Here is a 15,938-nt window from a genome sequence, read left to right on the forward strand (position 1 = left end):
GAGGACCCGGAGGGTTTCGGCGGTGGCTATCGCGTCGCTGCGTGCGCTGCCGTGCCGGCCGTCGCTGCTGTACAGCGACGGATCGGCCACCAGCGGGTGGTCGGTCAGGTGGACGTGCAACGTGCCCAGCCGTTCGGCCACGCCCCGGGTGTGCCGGGCCAGCCGGCGCATCCGCTCGCCCAGGCCCGCGCGCAGCGCGTCCGGCACCGCCGGGCTGTGCGACACGTCGAACATGCCCACTGTGATCACGTCCGCCCCCGCCTCCCGTAGCGCGGTGATCATGGCGGTCAGCTCGGCGTCGACCGCGTTCGGGTCGTAGGCGGAGCGGAACGCGTCGTTGCCGCCGCACACCACCAGGGCCAGGTCCGGTTCGAAGGCCAGAGCGTCGGCCAACTGGGTGGTCCGTACCTCGTGTGCGCGCAGCCCGCGCCGGCCCAGGTTCAGGTAGGCCAGCTCCGGCCGGATCGCGCGCAGCTCGGCCGCGATCCGATCGGCCCACTGGAGGTCGGGGTAGCCGTCGGCCGGCTCGCACAGCCCTTCCGCGACGCTGTCACCCAGCACCACGAACCGGCGCCACGGATGCTCGCGCAGCAGCTCGGCGGCCTCTCCGGGACGCAGGCAGTACGGGTCCGTCGCCTCGGTCAACGTCGATGGCATGCCCGGCAGGCTAGCCGAGCGACCCGCGCCGGGAAAGAGGCTCAGGGCAGCAGGGCCAGCAGCTCCCCGGGCCGGGTCAGGCTGAGGTCGGCCGGCTCGGCGGGGTCGTACTGGTGACCCCACGCGGCGGCCACCGCCACCGCGCCGCTGTGCCGGGCGGCGCGTACGTCAAGTGGCGAGTCACCCACGTACGCGGCGCGGCCCGGCGGCACGCCGAGGTGCCGGCAGGCCGCCTCCACGCCGTCGGGTGCCGGTTTGGGGCGGTCGACCTGGTCGCCGCCGAGGACGACCTGGAAGTGACCGAGCAGGCCCGCCCGGTCGAGCAGGATCTCGGCGGCCCGGTGGCTCGCGCCGGTGAACACGCCCACCGGTACCCGGGTGGCGATCTCGGCGAGCGCGTCCGCGACTCCGGGGTAGACGCGTACCCGCCCGGCGAGCGCATCCAGCTCGGCGTGGTAGCGGTCCAGGTCGTCGCTGGAGGCGGGCCGCCGTAGCAGGTGCGTCAACAGGTCCGCCGGGGAGCCGATCGAGTACCCGGCGATGACCTCGGCGTCGGTGTACGACGGCCCGCCTCCGGCGCGCACCGCCGCCCGGTACGCCGCGGGCACCACCGCGTGCGACTCGACGAGCGTGCCGTCCATGTCGAAGACGATCGCGTCCACCGGGCCGGTCATGCGTTCTCCGCCCGGTGCGCCGTGGCGAGCCGCTTCGGGGCGCGTGCGTACCACGCCTCGGTGACCAGCTCGGTCAGCTCGTCCACGTCGATCCGGTCGAGCCGCACCAGCACCGACGGGTAGCCGTCGAAGTGCGGCGTGGTGAAGTAGACCGCCGGGTCGTCGGCGATCAGTGCCTCCTTGGCGCCCAGGTCGGGCACCCGGACGCCGAGGATCGGGCCGCCCGGGGCGGCGTCGCCGAGCGCCTCGAGGTCGCCGCGGCGCAGCGGCCGTTCCCAGACGAACATCTTGTCGCGTACCCGCCAGGCGGGCAGGTCGTCGTGTGAGCCGCGCTCGGTGGTCTCGGGCAGGGCCAGCGCGATGCGCCGCACGTCGTCCCAGGTCGCCATGGCCCCGACCCTACCGCCGCCCCCCGACACGACGGCTCAGACCGGCGTGGGCGTGGCCGGTTCCGCGGACGGGCGCCGGGACGCGCGGGTCAGCAGCAGCGGTCCGACGGTCAGCACCAGGCAAACGCCCGACATCACCAGCAGCGCCGGGGTCAGGTCGAGCAGCGCCACCGACCAGCCGCCGAGCAGCGCGCCGACGGGCAGGCCGAGGAACGCCACCGATCCGGAGATGCCGAGCACCCGGGTCTGCAGCTCGCCCGGCACCCGCTGGTAGAGCGCCGCGCCGAGCAGCGGGTTCACCGCCGCGATGCCGATGCCGGACAGGAACGTCACCACGAGCACCACGACCAGGTCGTCGCTGAGCGCCAGCGCGAGCAGCCGGGGCGCGCCGCTGAGCGTCAGCCCCAGTGCGAACGTCGTCCCGGCCGGCAGCCGGGTGCCGACCACTGTGAACAACAGGTTGCCCAGCAGCGCGCCGGCCGAGAAGACGCCCAGCAGCAGACCGAACCCGGCCGGGTCGCCGAGCACCTCGTTGACCCACAGCGGGATCCAGACCGCGACGCTGGCGTTGGCGAACATGTTGGACACCGAGACCACGATCAGCATGGTCATCAGCGTCCGGTCGGTGCGCAGGTACGCGAAGCCGCCGCGCAGCGCCCGCAGGTACGGTTCCCGGGGCGCTGGTTGCGCCGGTGCGGGCGGCCGGACCAGCAGGCCGATCAGCAGCGCGCAGACCGCGAACGTGGCCGCGTCGATCCAGATGGCCCGGGTCAGCCCGACCCAGTCGATGAGCAGCCCGCCGAGGACCGCGCCGAACAGCGTCATGCCGCGGGCGAGGCCGTCGTAGGCGCTGGTGAGCCGGATCAGCGGCACCCCGGCCCGCTCGGCCGCCGGCTTGAACAGCACGTGCTTGACCCGGTCGCCGATGCCGCGCAGCCCGCCGGCGACCGCCACGAGCACCAGCAGGGTGCCGAAGCCGAGCCAGGGCGCCAGCGCCACCACGGCCATCGCGACGGCGCTCGCCGCGTCCACGAACACCGAGGTACGGCGTACCCCGAACCGGTCCGCCCACGGGGTCGCCAGCGCGCTGGAGAGCATGTACGGAAGCGTCTCCGCCGCCGCGACGAGCCCCATCTTGGTGGGGCTGCCGGTGGTCTCCAGCACCAGCCAGGGGATGGCGACCACCGAGATCCGGGTGCCGAGGTTGGACAGCAGGTCGGCGCCGACCAGGGTGTACAACTCCCGGCGCGGGTTCACGCCGGACTGCCGATCGGGTCGGCGCCGGCCGGGTGAGCGGCGGCGTACCGGGCCCGCAACGCGCGCTTGTCGACCTTCGCGGAGCGGTTCAGCGGCAGCGCGTCGACGAACTCCACAGCGCCGGGCGCCCAGGTCTCGCTGAGTTCCCGGACCACGAGCGCGATCAGCTCCTCGCCGGTCACCGACGCGTCCGGTGCCGGCACCACGTACGCGTGCGGCAGCTCCCCGGCCACCGGGTCCGGTACGCCGATCACGGCGGCGGCGCGTACCTCGGGGTGGCCGGCGAGCACGTCCTCGATCGGGCGCGAGTAGATCGGCCAGCTGCGCTGCCGGGTGAGGATCCGGTCCTGTAACCGGTCGACCAGGTAGAGGAAACCGTCGGCGTCGAGGTGGCCGATGTCGCGGGTGCGGACCCACCCGTCGACGAGCGTCTCGGCGGTCAGTTCCGGCTGTCCGTGGTAGCCGGCGAAGCTCAGCTTGGTGCGTACCCACACCTCGCCGTCCTCACCGGCCGGAAGCACCCGCCCGTCGGCGTCGCGGATCTGCACCGACACGTCGCCGTACGGGCGGCCGCAGGAGCGCAGCCGCTCCGGGTGCTCCGGGTCCTCGGTGAGCCCGGGCAGCGCGCAGATGACCACCGCCTCGCTGAGCCCGTACACGATGCGCAGGCACGGACCGAAGCGGGCGATGGCCTGGCGCAGCCGGGCCGGCGCGGCGGGCCCGGCGCCCACGTTGAACATGAACATCGCGGAGAAGTCGGCGCCCGGCAGATCGGGGTGGTCGAGCACCTCGTAGAGCATCGGCGGGGTGACGAACGTGGAGGTCAGCCGCTCGGCGTCCACGGTGGCGATGAACGCGGCCGGATCCCACTGCTCGCGCAGGAACAGCACGCCGCCGGTGAACAGGTTGAACAGTGTGGTGATCTGGCCGCTGGCGAGCCACATCGGCGAGTGCGACAGGTGCCGCAGCAGCGGGAACCCGGCACCGCGGAACTCGGCGGCGAGGACGAGCACCTGCCGGTAGAAGCTCTCCCGGTGGTGCACCAGTTTGGGCGTGCCGGTGGTGCCGCTGGTCTGGAGGAACGACTCCGGCGCCGGCACCTCGGCGGGCAGTTCCACCGCCGGCCCGGGGGCCTCGGCGGTCAGGTCCGGTCCGGCGCCACCGGGGCCGAGGCAGAGCACCGGTACGCCGGACAGGCCCGCCGCGACCTCGACCGCCTGCGCGTCACGCGGGTCGTACACGAACGCCTCCGGCGCGGACAGCGCGACGAACTCGTCGACCTCCCGCCGGGAGGTCACCGGGGCGACCCACATGCTCCGGCAGCCCAGCAGATGCAGGGCCAGTTGCAGCAGCGGACCGTCGATCGTGTTGCCGAGCATCACCAGCACCGCGGCGCCGGGGCGTACCCCGTGACGGCGCAACGCGGCAGCCAGGCCGCGCACCTCGGCGGCGACCCGGGGGTAGGTGAGGCGGCGTCCGCCGCCGACGAGCGCCTCCCGGTCGCCGAACCCGGCGAACAGCTCCAGCGCCTCGTGCACGTAGTTCGGCCGGTCGGTCATCGGGCAGCCCCCATCATGGTCCGCGAGCGGCGTCCGGCCAGGTCAGGGCCGGGACGAGACGGCAGGTGCCAGGGTCGGCGACCGCACCGCCGCCAGCCCCGAGCCTAGGCAGCCCCGGTCCACGGCGGACAGAGCCGATCGTCGCTGCGTCACGCCCCCCGGGCATTTGATCATGTCGATCAGGTTGATTGACGCTCGTCACGGCCGGAAGCTAGTTTCCGGTCCATCGCCCGGGCCGGTGCCGCCGACCGCGTCACGCCCGGGGCTGCCGACCATGGAGGATCGATGCCGACCCCGAAGAGATGGCACGTCATAGCTTCCGCCGTAACGCTGCTGATCGCCGCCACCCCGGCGGTCACCGCGAGCGCCGGCCCGACCGGGAACGACCGCGCCGGGCACGGGCGCGCCGAGTGGGCCGGAACCTGGGCCGCGGCGGTGACCCGCGGGAACAACGTGGGCCTGACCGAGACCGGCCTGAACAACCAGAGCATCCGGATGACCGTGCAGACCTCGGTCGGCGGGCCGCGCCTGCGGGTGCGGCTGACCAACCTGTACGGCCAGCAGGCCGTCCAGGTCGGCCGCGCCACGATCGCCCGGCCGAACACCGCCACTCCCGACGACCTGTCCGACATCGTCCCGGCGAGCGTCCGCCAGCTGACGTTCTCCGGCGCCGGCTCGGCCACCATCAACAAGGGCGCCGAGCTGCTCAGCGACCCGGTGGCCTTCCCGGTGGCCGAGCAGGAGGACCTGGTGGTCACCCTGTACTTCCCGGTGCTCACCGGACCGGTGACGTTCCACGGCCAGTCCAAGGTCACCAACTTCATCGGCGCCACCGACCTCACCTCGGCGGCCGACGGCGCGGGCTTCACCATCCGGCCCAACTGCTGCTGGATGTTCCTGTCCGGCATCGACGTGGAGCGCAAGGTCACGCCCGGTTCGGTGGTGGTGCTGGGCGACTCCATCGGCGACGGCAACGGCAGCACCGTCAACGCCGACCGCCGCTGGCCGGACTTCCTGGCCGAGCGGCTGATCGACGCCCGCCCGGAGCCGCGTACGCCGGGTGTGCTCAACCTCAGCCTGGCCGGCAACCGGCTCAACCACGAGGGCACCGAGCCCGGCGCGGGCGGGTTCCCCGGCTACTACGAGCTGGGCCCGAACGCGCTGGCCCGGCTCAACGAGGACGTGTTCCCCCAGACGGGGGTGCGTACCGTCATCACCCACCTGGGCATCAACGACATCTGGATGAACGGCGACAGCCCGGAGGCGATCATCGCCTCGCTGCGCCAGCTCAACCGGCAGGTCCAGGCGCGCGGCCTGACCAGCATCGCCGGCACGCTCATGCCGTACGAGGGCAACGGCGGGCCGGGCGTGTGGACCCCGGAGAAGGACGCCACCCGGCAGGCCGTCAACACCTGGCTGCGCGGGCCCGGCCGGGCCGAGTTCGACGGCGTCGTCGACTTCGACGCGGTGATGCGCGATCCGGCCCAGCCGAGCCGGCTGCTGCCGGCCTACGACTCGGGTGACCACATCCACCCGAACGACACGGGCGCTGCGGCCATGGCGAACGCCGTGCCACTGAAGCTGCTCGGACTGTGACACCGGGCGGGGGCGGCGGTCGACACGACGCCGCCCCCGCCGCCGTTTCCTGGGGAGGAAGAGACAGTGGACGTCAGCGAGATCCTGACCGGGCTCTACAGCGAGCAGGGCCGGCAGAACCCCTATCCCTTCTACGCGGCCCTGCACGAGCACGGGCCGATCAACGCCGTACCGGCCCGGGCCGAGCACAGCACCGTGAGCGCGGTCGCCGGCGGGTACGACATCGTGGACCAGATCCTGCGCGACCCCGGCTGGTACAAGGGCTTCCCGCCCGGCTGGGAGGAGCAGGAGATCCTGCGCACGTTCCTCACCTCGATGATGTTCGTCAACCCGCCGGACCACACCCGGATGCGTGCGGTGTTCGCCAGGACGTTCACCCCGCGCCGCCTCGGCGCGCTGGAGCCGGTGATCGAGCGGATCGTCGCCGAACGCCTGGACCACATGGCCGAGGCGGGTGCGGACGGTCACGAGGTGGACTTCGTAGCCGACTTCGCGTACCCGGTCCCGGCGCTGGTGATGGCCGAGTTCATCGGCCTGCCCGCGGCCGACCTGTCCTGGTACCGGCAGCGGGTCGACTGGATCGACGAGTACATGGACGTGTCCGGCAAGACGCCGGAGCGGCTGGCCCGGGCCAACCAGGCCGCCGAGGAGTTGCGCGCCTACTACCGGGACCTGATCGCCCACCGGCGCCGCGCGCCCAGCCACGACCTGATCAGCGGGCTTGTCGAGGTGCTCGACGCGGGCGGCGTCGACCTCACCGAGGAAGAGTTGATCAGCAACCTGATCGTGCTGTTCAACGCCAGCTTCGTCACCACCGTCTACATGTTCAGCAACGGCCTGCCGCTGCTGCTGGACCACCCGGACGTGACCGCCGCGCTGCCCGGCGACGACGAGCTGGCCCGCGGCTGCGTGGAGGAGGTGCTGCGGATGGAGAGCCCGGTGCACTTCCTGGCCCGCTCCGCGCCGGCCGGCGTCGACCTCGGCGGCGTCCCGGTCGAACGTGACGACAACGTGCTGCTGCTGATCGCCGCCGCCAACCGCGACCCGGCCCGGTTCCCCGACCCGGACCGCTTCGACCCGCGCCGCGACGGCCCGCCGTCGCTGGCCTTCGGCGTCGGGCTGCACTTCTGCCTCGGCTCGGCGGTGTCCCGGCTGGAGGGCCGCCTGGCGTTGCCGCGCCTGTTCGCGCGCTTCCCCCGGCTCGCCGTCACCCAGCCCTACACATACAGCGGGAGCCTGTTCCTGCGCGGTATCGACAAACTCTTCGTCACCACCGGGGAGGCCGGATGACACTGGATCCGCAGGTGGTCGCGTGGCGGGCCGCACGGGCCGCCGCCGGCACCGTGCCGCTCTACACCCAGACCCTCGCCCAAGCCCGCGCCGCCGACCTCGCCGCGATCCGCGCCGGCTCCGGCGTGGTCGAGCCGGTCGCCGAGGTACGCGACACGACGGTGCCCGGCCCGGCCGGGCCGCTGCCGGTGCGGATCCACCGGCCGGACGGCGACGGACCGCTGCCCACGCTCGTCTACTTCTTCGGTGGCGGCTGGACGCTCGGCAGCGTCGACACGGCCGACGGGATCTGCCGCCGGCTGGTCAACCTCACCGGCGCCCAGACCGTGACGGTCGGCTACCGGCTCGCCCCTGAGCACCCGTTCCCGGCGGCGGTGGAGGACTGCCACGCCGCGCTGCGGCACCTCGCCGCGCACGCCGCCGAGTTCCGCGTGGACCCGGACCGGCTGGCGGTGGGCGGCGACAGCGCGGGCGGAAACCTGGCCGCCGCGGTGACGCTGCTGGCCCGCGCCGACGGCGGCCCCCGGCTCGCCGCCCAGCTGCTGGTCTACCCGAACACCGACCAGCGGCCGGGGCACCGGCCCGCCGACGACGAGGACCCGATGCTGTTCAACAGGCACTCGGTCGGCTGGTACCGCGGCCACTACCTGGCCGACCCCGGCGACGCGGCCCACCCGCTCGCGTCGCCGCTGCTCGCCGAGGACCTGAGTGGTCTTCCCCCGGCATTGGTGGTCACCGCCGGGCACGATCCGCTGCGCGCCGAGGGCCTGCGGTACGCCGAACGGCTGCGCGAGTCCGGCGTGCCGACCGAGACGGACGACTATCCGGGCATGGTGCACGGGTTCTTCGCCATGCCCGGCGTGTTCGACGCCGGCCGGGAGGCCCAGGAACGCGCCGCCGCCTTCCTGCGCCGCGCGTTCGGGCTCGACGCGGCGGCAGACTCGGACGAGGCGGCGGCGGGCGGGCAGCCGGCCGGTAGTGCGGCGGGCGCAGGCAGCCATGGCTGAGCCGTCCGACGTGCCCCCGGCGGACCGGTTCGTGCCGCCGGCGAGTCTGGCCGAGTTCGCCGCGCCGGCCCGGGCGGTCCTCCCGGCCGACGTGTGGGACTTCGTCGACGGCGGCAGCGGCACCGAGACCGCCCTGGCCGCGAACCGGGCCGCGCTGGACCGGGTGGCGGTGCTGCCCCGGATGCTGGCCGGCGTGGACGACCCGTCCACCGAGGCGACGCTGCCCGGCGGCCGGGCCGCGTTGCCGGTGGCTGTCGCGCCGATGGCGTACCAGCGGCTGCTGCACCCCGACGGCGAGCCGGCGCTCGCGGCGGCGGCCCGCGCGGCGGGCGTGCCGTACGTGGCGAGCACGCTGTCCAGCACGTCGATCGAGGAGATCGCGGCGACCGGCGCGACCGTGTGGTTCCAGCTCTACTGGCTGCGCGACCGGGCACTGGTGGCCGACCTGCTCGACCGGGCGGAGGCGGCCGGCTGCGCGGCGGTGATGGTGACTGTGGACGTGCCGGTGCTCGGGCGGCGCCTGCGCGACGCCCGTAACGGGTTCGCGCTGCCGCCGCACGTCACCGCCGCGAACCTGCCCGGCGGCCGGGACGATCTGGCGCACCAGGGCACCCCGGGCGTCTCGGCGGTGGCGGTGCACACCGGCGCGGTGTTCGCCCCGGCACTGAGCTGGGCGGACCTGGAGTGGCTGCGGCAGCGTACCCGGGTGCCGTTGCTGGTCAAGGGCATCCTGGACCCGCGCGACGCGGTCCGCGCCGCGGACACCGGCGTCGACGCCGTGGTGGTCTCCAACCACGGCGGACGGCAGCTCGACGCGGCCCCGGCCAGCGCGAGCATGCTGCCCGAGGTGGCCGGCGCGGTGGACGGGCGGTGCGCGGTGCTGCTGGACAGCGGCATCCGCAGCGGCGTCGACGTGCTGCGCGCGCTGGCGCTCGGCGCGGACGGCGTGCTGCTGGGCCGGCCGCTGCTCTGGGCGCTCGCGGCGGGCGGCCGGGCCGGCGCCGAGGCGGCGCTGGCGCTGCTCGCGGCGGAACTGCGCGACGCCCTCATCCTCAGCGGCTGCCCCGATCCGGCCTCGGCCCGGCGGCTGCGTACCCGGATCGGAGGCTGACGTGGAGCCGATCGACCTGGCCGTCACGGCGCTGCACGGCAGCGTCGGCGACCCGGCGCTGAACTCGATGAACTTCCTCAACGAGGTGGCGCAGCACTACCCGGACGCGGTGTCGCTGGCGGCCGGGCGGCCGTACGAGGAGTTCTTCGACTCCGCGCTGCTGCACACCCACCTGGACCGCTTCCGCCGCCACCTCGCCGAGGAGGTCGGGCTGGACCGGGCCGGTGTGGACCGGACGTTGTTGCAGTACGGCCGGACCAAGGGCGTCGTGCACCACCTGATCGCCCGTCACCTCGCCGTGGACGAGGGGCTCACCGTCGACCCGGAGTCGATAGTGGTGACGGTCGGCTGCCAGGAGGCGATGTTCCTGGTGCTGCGCGCGCTGCGGGCCGGCCCGGCCGACGTGCTGTTCGCGGTGGCGCCCACGTACGTCGGGCTCACCGGCGCGGCCCGCCTGGTCGACCTGCCGGTATGCCCGGTGGCCGGCGGGCCCGACGGCGTCGACCTGGACGACCTGCGCGCCGGGGTGCGCCGGGCCCGCGCGGAGGGGCTGCGGCCCCGGGGCTGCTACGTGATGCCCGACTTCGCCAACCCGTCCGGCGTCAGCATGGACACCGCGCAGCGGCGGCGGCTGCTGGACCTGGCCGCCGAGGAGGACCTGCTGCTGATCGAGGACAACCCGTACGGCCTGTTCCCGGCCGACGGCACCGCGCGGCGGCCGACGCTCAAGGCGCTGGACACCGCCCGCCGGGTGGTCTACCTCGGCTCGTTCGCCAAGACCGTGCTGCCGGGCGCCCGGGTCGGCTACGTGGTCGCCGACCAGCGCGTGGGGGAGGCGGGCGGCGCTGTGGTCCCGCTCGCCGACCACCTCGCGAAGATCAAGAGCATGGTCACGGTGAACACGTCGCCGATCAGCCAGGCGGTGATCGGCGGCGCGCTGCTCGCGCACGACTGCTCACTGGTGGCCGCGAACACCAGGGAGCGGGCCGCGTACGCCCGCAACCTGCGCCACCTGGTCGACGGCCTGGCCCGGCGGTTCCCGGCCGGCGGGCCGGTCTCCTGGACCGTCCCGGCGGGCGGGTTCTTCGTGGTGGTGAGCGTGCCGTTCGCCGTCGACGACGCGCTGCTGCACCGTTCGGCGCGCGAGTACGGCGTGCTCTGGACCCCGATGGCGCACTTCTACGACGCGGGCACACCGGTGAATGCCTTGCGGTTGTCGGTGAGCGCTGTCACACCGGATTCCATCGATCTGGGCCTGGACCGGCTGGCCGCGCTGGTCACGGACACCATGCCGGAGGACGTGACACCGGAGTGTCAGGGTTCCGCCACAGTGCGTGTTTCCTGACACCGTCCCTCTGTTGATAATGGACGAATGGTTGCCTGGGAGTACGCGTTGCTCGTTCGTCGGTATCAGGGTCAGGGACGCAATTTCCACGTCTCGTTCGTGTGGTACGGCCCGGACGGGTCACGCACCGACGTGACCGCGTACGGGGACACCGCGATCGCGCATCTCAACCGGGTCGGCCGGGAGGGGTGGGAGCTGGTCTCCGCCGCCGAGGACGTGAACAACGTGCAGGGCAGCACCGAGGTCCACCGCTACCACCTGAAGCGCCCGCTGCGCTGACCCCGTAACCGCCGGCGCCCCGGGAGATCGTTCTCCCGGGGCGCCGCCGTCACGACTGTCAGCCCAGGTCCACGGCGGGGTAGAGCGGGAACGGCGTGAGCAGGTCGGCGGCCTGCTTGCCGACGGACTCGGCGACGGCCGGGTCCAGCACGTACTTCGCCTTCGACGGCGCGCCGTCCGGGCCGGTGCCCGGCGTGGTCTGGCTGAGCACGGTGTGGATCAGCTCGGCGGTGGCGTCCATCTCGGCGGCGCCGAGCCCTCGGGTGGTCAGCGCCGGGGTGCCGATGCGGATGCCCGAGGTGTACCAGGCGCCGTTCGGGTCCTGCGGCACCGAGTTGCGGTTGGTGACGATGCCCGAGTCCAGCAGCGCCTGCTCGGCCTGCCGGCCGGTCAGGCCGTACCCGGACACGTCGATGAGCACCAGGTGGTTGTCGGTGCCGCCGGTGACCAGCGTGGCGCCCCGGCGCAGCAGCCCGTCGGCGAGCGCCTGCGCGTTGTCCACGATCCGCTGGGCGTAGTCGGCGAAGTCGGGGCGGCGCGCCTCGGCCAGCGCGACCGCCTTGGCGGCCATCACGTGCGGCAGCGGCCCGCCGAGCACCATCGGGCAGCCCCGGTCGACCTGGTCGGCCAGCTCCGGGCCGCAGAGCACCATGCCGCCGCGCGGGCCGCGCAGCGACTTGTGCGTGGTGGTGGTGACGATGTGCGCGTGCGGCACCGGGTCGAAGTCGCCGGTGAACACCTTGCCGGCGACCAGCCCGGCGAAGTGCGCCATGTCGACCATGAACGTGGCGCCGACCGAGTCGGCGATCTCCCGCATGATCCGGAAGTTGACCTTCCGCGGGTACGCGGAGTAACCGGCGACCAGGATCAGCGGCTTGAACTCGCGGGCCGCCTCGGCCACCCGGTCGTAGTCGATCAGGCCGGTGGCCGGGTCGGTGCCGTAGCTGCGCTGGTCGAACATCTTGCCGGAGATGTTCGGCCGGAAGCCGTGGGTGAGGTGGCCGCCGGCATCGAGCGACATGCCGAGCATCCGCTGGTTGCCCAGCTCGCGGCGCAGCGCGAACCAGTCCGCCTCGGTGAGGTCGTTGACCTGCCGCGCCTGCGCCTTGCGAAGCGCGGGGGACTCGACCCGGTCGGCCAGGATCGCCCAGAACGCGACCAGGTTGGCGTCGATGCCCGAGTGCGGCTGCACGTACGCGTGGGACGCGCCGAACAGCTCCCGGGCGTGCTCCGCGGCGAGCGCCTCGACGGTGTCGACGTTCTGGCAGCCGGCGTAGAACCGGCGCCCGACGGTGCCCTCGGCGTACTTGTCGCTGAACCAGTTGCCCATGGCCAGCAGCGTCGCGGGGGAGGCGTAGTTCTCGCTGGCGATGAGCTTGAGCGACTCGCGCTGGTCGGCCAGTTCCGCGGCGATGGCGTCGGCCACGCGCGGCTCGACGCCGCGGACGACCTCCAACGCGCTGCGGAAGGCGGTGGACTCGGCGTTGCGCGACATGCGACCTCCAGGTGACGTGCGGAAGGCCCAGGCGCTCGGCATGCGTCCTCATGACGAGGCCGCTCCCCGATGGTGCTCCATCTCCACGCGCCAGTCACGGCCCGTGCCGATCCTACCGGCCCGGCCGGGACCTGCGGGGTTGGGCCGCCCGTCCCGGGGCACACCGTGGGGGAGGCCGGCCCCGACCCGGCCCGGGGGAGAGGAGGCACGACCATGACCACACCGAGCACCGGACGGCCGCTCGCCGTGGTGACCGGCGCGTCCAGCGGCATCGGGTACGAGCTGGCGGTCCAGTTCGCCGAGCACGGGTACGACGTGGTGGTCGCCGCCGAGGACGCGGCGATCGAGCGCGCGGCGGGCGACCTGCGGCGCGACGGCGGCCCGGAGGTGTACCCGGTCCGGGTGGACCTGGCCACGCCCGAGGGCGTACGGCGGCTGGCCGGGGAGGTCACCGGCCTGGGCCGCCCGGTCGACGCGCTGGCGCTCAACGCCGGCCGGGGCGCGGGCGGGGACTTCGTCGGCGGCACCGACCTGGCCGACGAGCTGACAGTGATCGACCTGAACGTCCGCTCGACGGTGCACCTGGCCAAGCTGCTGCTGCCGGACATGGTCCGCCGGGGCGCCGGGCGGGTGCTGTTCACCTCGTCCATCGCCGCCACCATGCCCGGGGCGTACCAGGCGGTCTACAACGCCTCGAAGTCGTTCGTGCAGTCCTTCGCCGAGGGGGTGCGCAACGAGCTGAAGGACAGCGGCGTAACAGTGACGTCGCTGATGCCCGGCCCGACCGACACCGAGTTCTTCGACCGGGCCGACATGGAGGACACCCGGGTCGGGCAGGGGCGCAAGGACGACCCCCGCAAGGTGGCGGAGGACGCGTTCGAGGCGCTGATGAAGGGGGAGCACAAGGTCGCCGCCGGTTCGCTGGTCAACAAGATCCAGGTGGCCGCCGGCAAGGTCATCCCGGATCGGCTGAAGGCCGAGCAGCACCGGAAGATGGCCGAGCCCGGCTCGGGCGACTGAGCACCGACGCGAGCGGGACCGCCCCCGGTGAAGGGGTGGTCCCGCTCGCGTCGCGGACCCGGTGTCAGGCGACCACGGCGTCCAGGGACTTCTTCAGCGCCTTCGGGGCGGTCGGCGTCTTCGGCGCCTTCGGCCGCAGGTCGAGCATCCGCTGACCGATCTCCTGGAGCTGGTTACGGCCGAGCGCCTCGCGCACCTTGGGGAACCACTCCTGCTCCTCCTCCTCGACGTGGTGCAGCACGTTCTCGATCAGCACCGTCGTCTTGGCGTTGAAGCGCTCGTCGTCGGCGTCCATGGTGAACAGCTCGAAGCAGAGCACGTCCGCGACGTGGTGCTCCTCGTACGACTCCAGGATGTCGTCCTCGACGTCGGGCACCAGCTTGCGGACCTCCGGGTACATCACCTCGTTCTCCAGGTAGGTGTGCACCGTCAGAGCTTCGAGGATCTGCCCGACGATCTTCCCGCGCTTGCTCGCCGACCCCTCCTCGGCCTCCTGGAAGGCCTTGAACAGGCGGCGGATCTCCTTGTGGTCCTCCTTGAGCAGGACGATCGCGTCGGTGGACACCGGTTACCTCCTAAGTCGGCTGACGGTGCCCCCCTACCCGGTGCCCGACCAGGACAAACAGACCGGGCCCGGCGTGATCGCCGGGCCCGGTCCACGCGGTCGGAGTTACCTCACCGCGTTGTACGCGTCCACGACGCCGGCGCCGTAGAACCCGTTGCGGTTCCCGCCGGAGCAGGTCGCGTCGTACGCGTTCGGGCCCGCCGGGATCAGCGGCACCGGGTTGTAGACGCCCGACGGGCAGGACTTCGCCACCGCCGTGCGCTCCAGGAACGAGGAGAGCTGGCCCGGGTTCATGCCCGGGTGCGCGGACAGCGCCAGCGCCGCGACGCCGGCGGCGTGCGGGCTGGACATCGAGGTGCCCTGCTTGTAGCCCCACCCGTTGGTGCGGGTGGCGGTGTTGAAGGTGGTGGACAGGATGCCGTCGGCGGACGTCGAGACCGCGCCCCGGGTCCGGAACCGGGTGTCGCCACCCGGCGCGGTCACGTCGATCACGCCCTGGCCGTACGAGGAGTAGTAGCTCTTCTCACCGGTCGGGCCGACCGCGGCGACCGTCACCACGCCCGGCGCCTCGGCCGGTAGGACCAGGCAGGCGTTCGTGAGGTTCTCGCGGTCCTCCGGCGTGCCGTTGTTCGGGCTGCCGGTGTCGGTGATCTTGTGGGCCAGGTCCCAGTTCGAGTTGCCGGCCGACGCGACGTGCAGCACGCCCTGGGACTGCGAGTAGCGCAGGGCCCGCTGCACGGCCTTCCACACCGGGCGCTGGCGGGCGTCGTTGCGGCAGTTCAGCTGCCACGGGTCGATGTAGTAGCTGTTGTTCGTGAGCTTGATGCCGTGCTCGGCGGCCCACATGAACCCGCAGACCGCGGCCTCCGGGAAGATGTAGCCGTCGTCGTTTACGACCTTGACGGCGGCGACCTTCACACCCGGCGCGACGCCGGTGACGCCGACGCCGTTGACCGCGGCGGCGATGGTGCCCGCCACGTGGGTGCCGTGGTCGCTGGTGGTGGGGTTCCACGCGGCCTCGGCGGTGTTCGGGACGCCGCCGACGCACGAGGCGCTCTTGTCCCTGGCGATCTGGGTCGCCAGGTCCGGGTGGCTGCTGGAGATGCCGCTGTCCAGCACACCCACCACGACCGACGGGCTGCCGCCGGTCACCGCGTGCGCCTGCGGGACGCGGATCTGGTCCATGTCCCACTGAAGGTTGTAGAGCGGTTCGGCGGTCGGGTCGCCGGTGGCCGCGGCGACGGCGGCGGCCGGCACCTCGACCGTCTCGCCCTCGTCCAGGGCGGTGCCCAGGCCGGCGGTGGAGGCGACCGACTCGACGCCGGCGCCCGCCACGCGGGTGGTGAAGTCCGGGGCGGACGAGCGCACGATCAGCACGCCGATCTTGTCGTACGCCGCCACCACGGTGCCGTCGGCGGCCGCCACCCGGGCGGCGGCCTTGGCGGTGCCGTTGCCCTGCGGGGCGAGCACCAGATACGAGGTCTCCGGTCCGGCGGCCGCGGCCGGCGACATGCCGCCGGTGAGGGCGAGCCCGGCGCCGAGCGTCACCGCCGACGCCGCGGCGAGTGTCTTGCGACGGAGATTGTTCACACAGACTCCCAGGGGTTCGTGCGGGTGGACCGCACCCCTGAACGGGCTGCGGTCCGGGCGGAGGCACGGCGAAGTACCGGCCTCGCCCGGACCAGCGCCGCCGC

The 15,938-nt window shown here is 73.3% G+C and carries 15 protein-coding genes and 1 riboswitch; of the genes, 7 read left to right on the forward strand and 8 right to left on the reverse strand.

Going from position 1 to position 15,938, the window contains the following annotated elements:
- The 5 genes from F8279_RS14425 to F8279_RS14445 all read right to left on the reverse strand — a co-directional run.
- Positions 1–657: SGNH/GDSL hydrolase family protein (locus F8279_RS14425; protein ID WP_151500206.1), on the reverse strand; the 657-nt coding region annotated here is incomplete at its 3' end.
- A 41-nt stretch (positions 658–698) separates the two neighbouring features.
- Positions 699–1,331 carry an HAD family hydrolase gene (locus tag F8279_RS14430; RefSeq protein WP_091417790.1) on the reverse strand — a complete coding sequence of 211 codons (633 nt, stop codon included), beginning with the start codon at positions 1,329–1,331 and terminating at the stop codon, positions 699–701.
- On the reverse strand, positions 1,328–1,720 hold the full coding sequence (locus F8279_RS14435; protein ID WP_091417795.1) for an MmcQ/YjbR family DNA-binding protein: 393 nt from the start codon (positions 1,718–1,720) through the stop codon (positions 1,328–1,330). Before F8279_RS14435 ends, F8279_RS14430 begins: the two co-directional genes overlap by 4 nt.
- 36 nt (positions 1,721–1,756) lie before the next feature.
- On the reverse strand, positions 1,757–2,977 hold the full coding sequence (locus tag F8279_RS14440) for an MFS transporter (protein WP_151500207.1): 1,221 nt from the start codon (positions 2,975–2,977) through the stop codon (positions 1,757–1,759).
- Positions 2,974–4,536, reverse strand: coding sequence for a class I adenylate-forming enzyme family protein (locus F8279_RS14445; RefSeq protein WP_151500208.1), 1,563 nt, complete (start codon positions 4,534–4,536; stop codon positions 2,974–2,976). The genes F8279_RS14440 and F8279_RS14445 overlap by 4 nt, the downstream gene beginning before the upstream one ends.
- A gap of 312 nt (positions 4,537–4,848) precedes the next feature.
- Between F8279_RS14445 and F8279_RS14450 the strand changes: the two genes are divergently transcribed.
- From F8279_RS14450 to F8279_RS14475, 6 genes are all read left to right on the forward strand, one after another.
- A complete protein-coding gene (locus F8279_RS14450; protein ID WP_175438682.1) occupies positions 4,849–6,132 on the forward strand; it encodes an SGNH/GDSL hydrolase family protein in 1,284 nt (427 codons plus the stop codon).
- Between the two features lie 66 nt (positions 6,133–6,198).
- Positions 6,199–7,422 carry a cytochrome P450 gene (locus F8279_RS14455; protein ID WP_151500209.1) on the forward strand — a complete coding sequence of 408 codons (1,224 nt, stop codon included), beginning with the start codon at positions 6,199–6,201 and terminating at the stop codon, positions 7,420–7,422.
- Complete coding sequence (locus F8279_RS14460) at positions 7,419–8,429, forward strand: alpha/beta hydrolase (protein WP_151500210.1); 1,011 nt, start codon at positions 7,419–7,421, stop codon at positions 8,427–8,429. Before F8279_RS14455 ends, F8279_RS14460 begins: the two co-directional genes overlap by 4 nt.
- On the forward strand, positions 8,422–9,540 hold the full coding sequence (locus tag F8279_RS14465) for an alpha-hydroxy acid oxidase (RefSeq protein WP_151500211.1): 1,119 nt from the start codon (positions 8,422–8,424) through the stop codon (positions 9,538–9,540). The genes F8279_RS14460 and F8279_RS14465 overlap by 8 nt, the downstream gene beginning before the upstream one ends.
- Position 9,541: 1 nt before the next feature.
- Positions 9,542–10,885, forward strand: coding sequence for a PLP-dependent aminotransferase family protein (locus tag F8279_RS14470; protein WP_151500212.1), 1,344 nt, complete (start codon positions 9,542–9,544; stop codon positions 10,883–10,885).
- 27 nt (positions 10,886–10,912) lie between these two features.
- The gene (locus F8279_RS14475) at positions 10,913–11,164 is read left to right on the forward strand and encodes a hypothetical protein (protein WP_013286617.1); all 252 of its coding nucleotides are present in this window, start codon (positions 10,913–10,915) and stop codon (positions 11,162–11,164) included.
- Between the two features lie 58 nt (positions 11,165–11,222).
- Here the strand turns inward: F8279_RS14475 and F8279_RS14480 are convergent, their stop codons facing one another.
- Positions 11,223–12,659, reverse strand: coding sequence for a glycine hydroxymethyltransferase (locus F8279_RS14480; protein ID WP_013286616.1), 1,437 nt, complete (start codon positions 12,657–12,659; stop codon positions 11,223–11,225).
- 18 nt (positions 12,660–12,677) lie between these two features.
- Positions 12,678–12,767, reverse strand: a riboswitch (ZMP/ZTP riboswitch).
- 105 nt (positions 12,768–12,872) lie between these two features.
- Between F8279_RS14480 and F8279_RS14485 the strand changes: the two genes are divergently transcribed.
- Positions 12,873–13,679: an SDR family oxidoreductase gene (locus tag F8279_RS14485; RefSeq protein WP_091417822.1), complete on the forward strand. Its 807-nt coding sequence runs from the start codon at positions 12,873–12,875 to the stop codon at positions 13,677–13,679.
- Positions 13,680–13,743: 64 nt separating this feature from the next.
- Here F8279_RS14485 and F8279_RS14490 read toward each other — a convergent pair whose 3' ends face one another.
- A complete protein-coding gene (locus F8279_RS14490) occupies positions 13,744–14,244 on the reverse strand; it encodes a hemerythrin domain-containing protein (protein ID WP_151500213.1) in 501 nt (166 codons plus the stop codon).
- Positions 14,245–14,349: 105 nt separating this feature from the next.
- Positions 14,350–15,834, reverse strand: coding sequence for a S8 family serine peptidase (locus tag F8279_RS14495; RefSeq protein ID WP_151500214.1), 1,485 nt, complete (start codon positions 15,832–15,834; stop codon positions 14,350–14,352).
- Positions 15,835–15,938: the final 104 nt, after the last annotated feature.

This window comes from Micromonospora sp. AMSO1212t (assembly GCF_008868145.1).
GTDB lineage: Bacteria > Actinomycetota > Actinomycetes > Mycobacteriales > Micromonosporaceae > Micromonospora > Micromonospora tulbaghiae.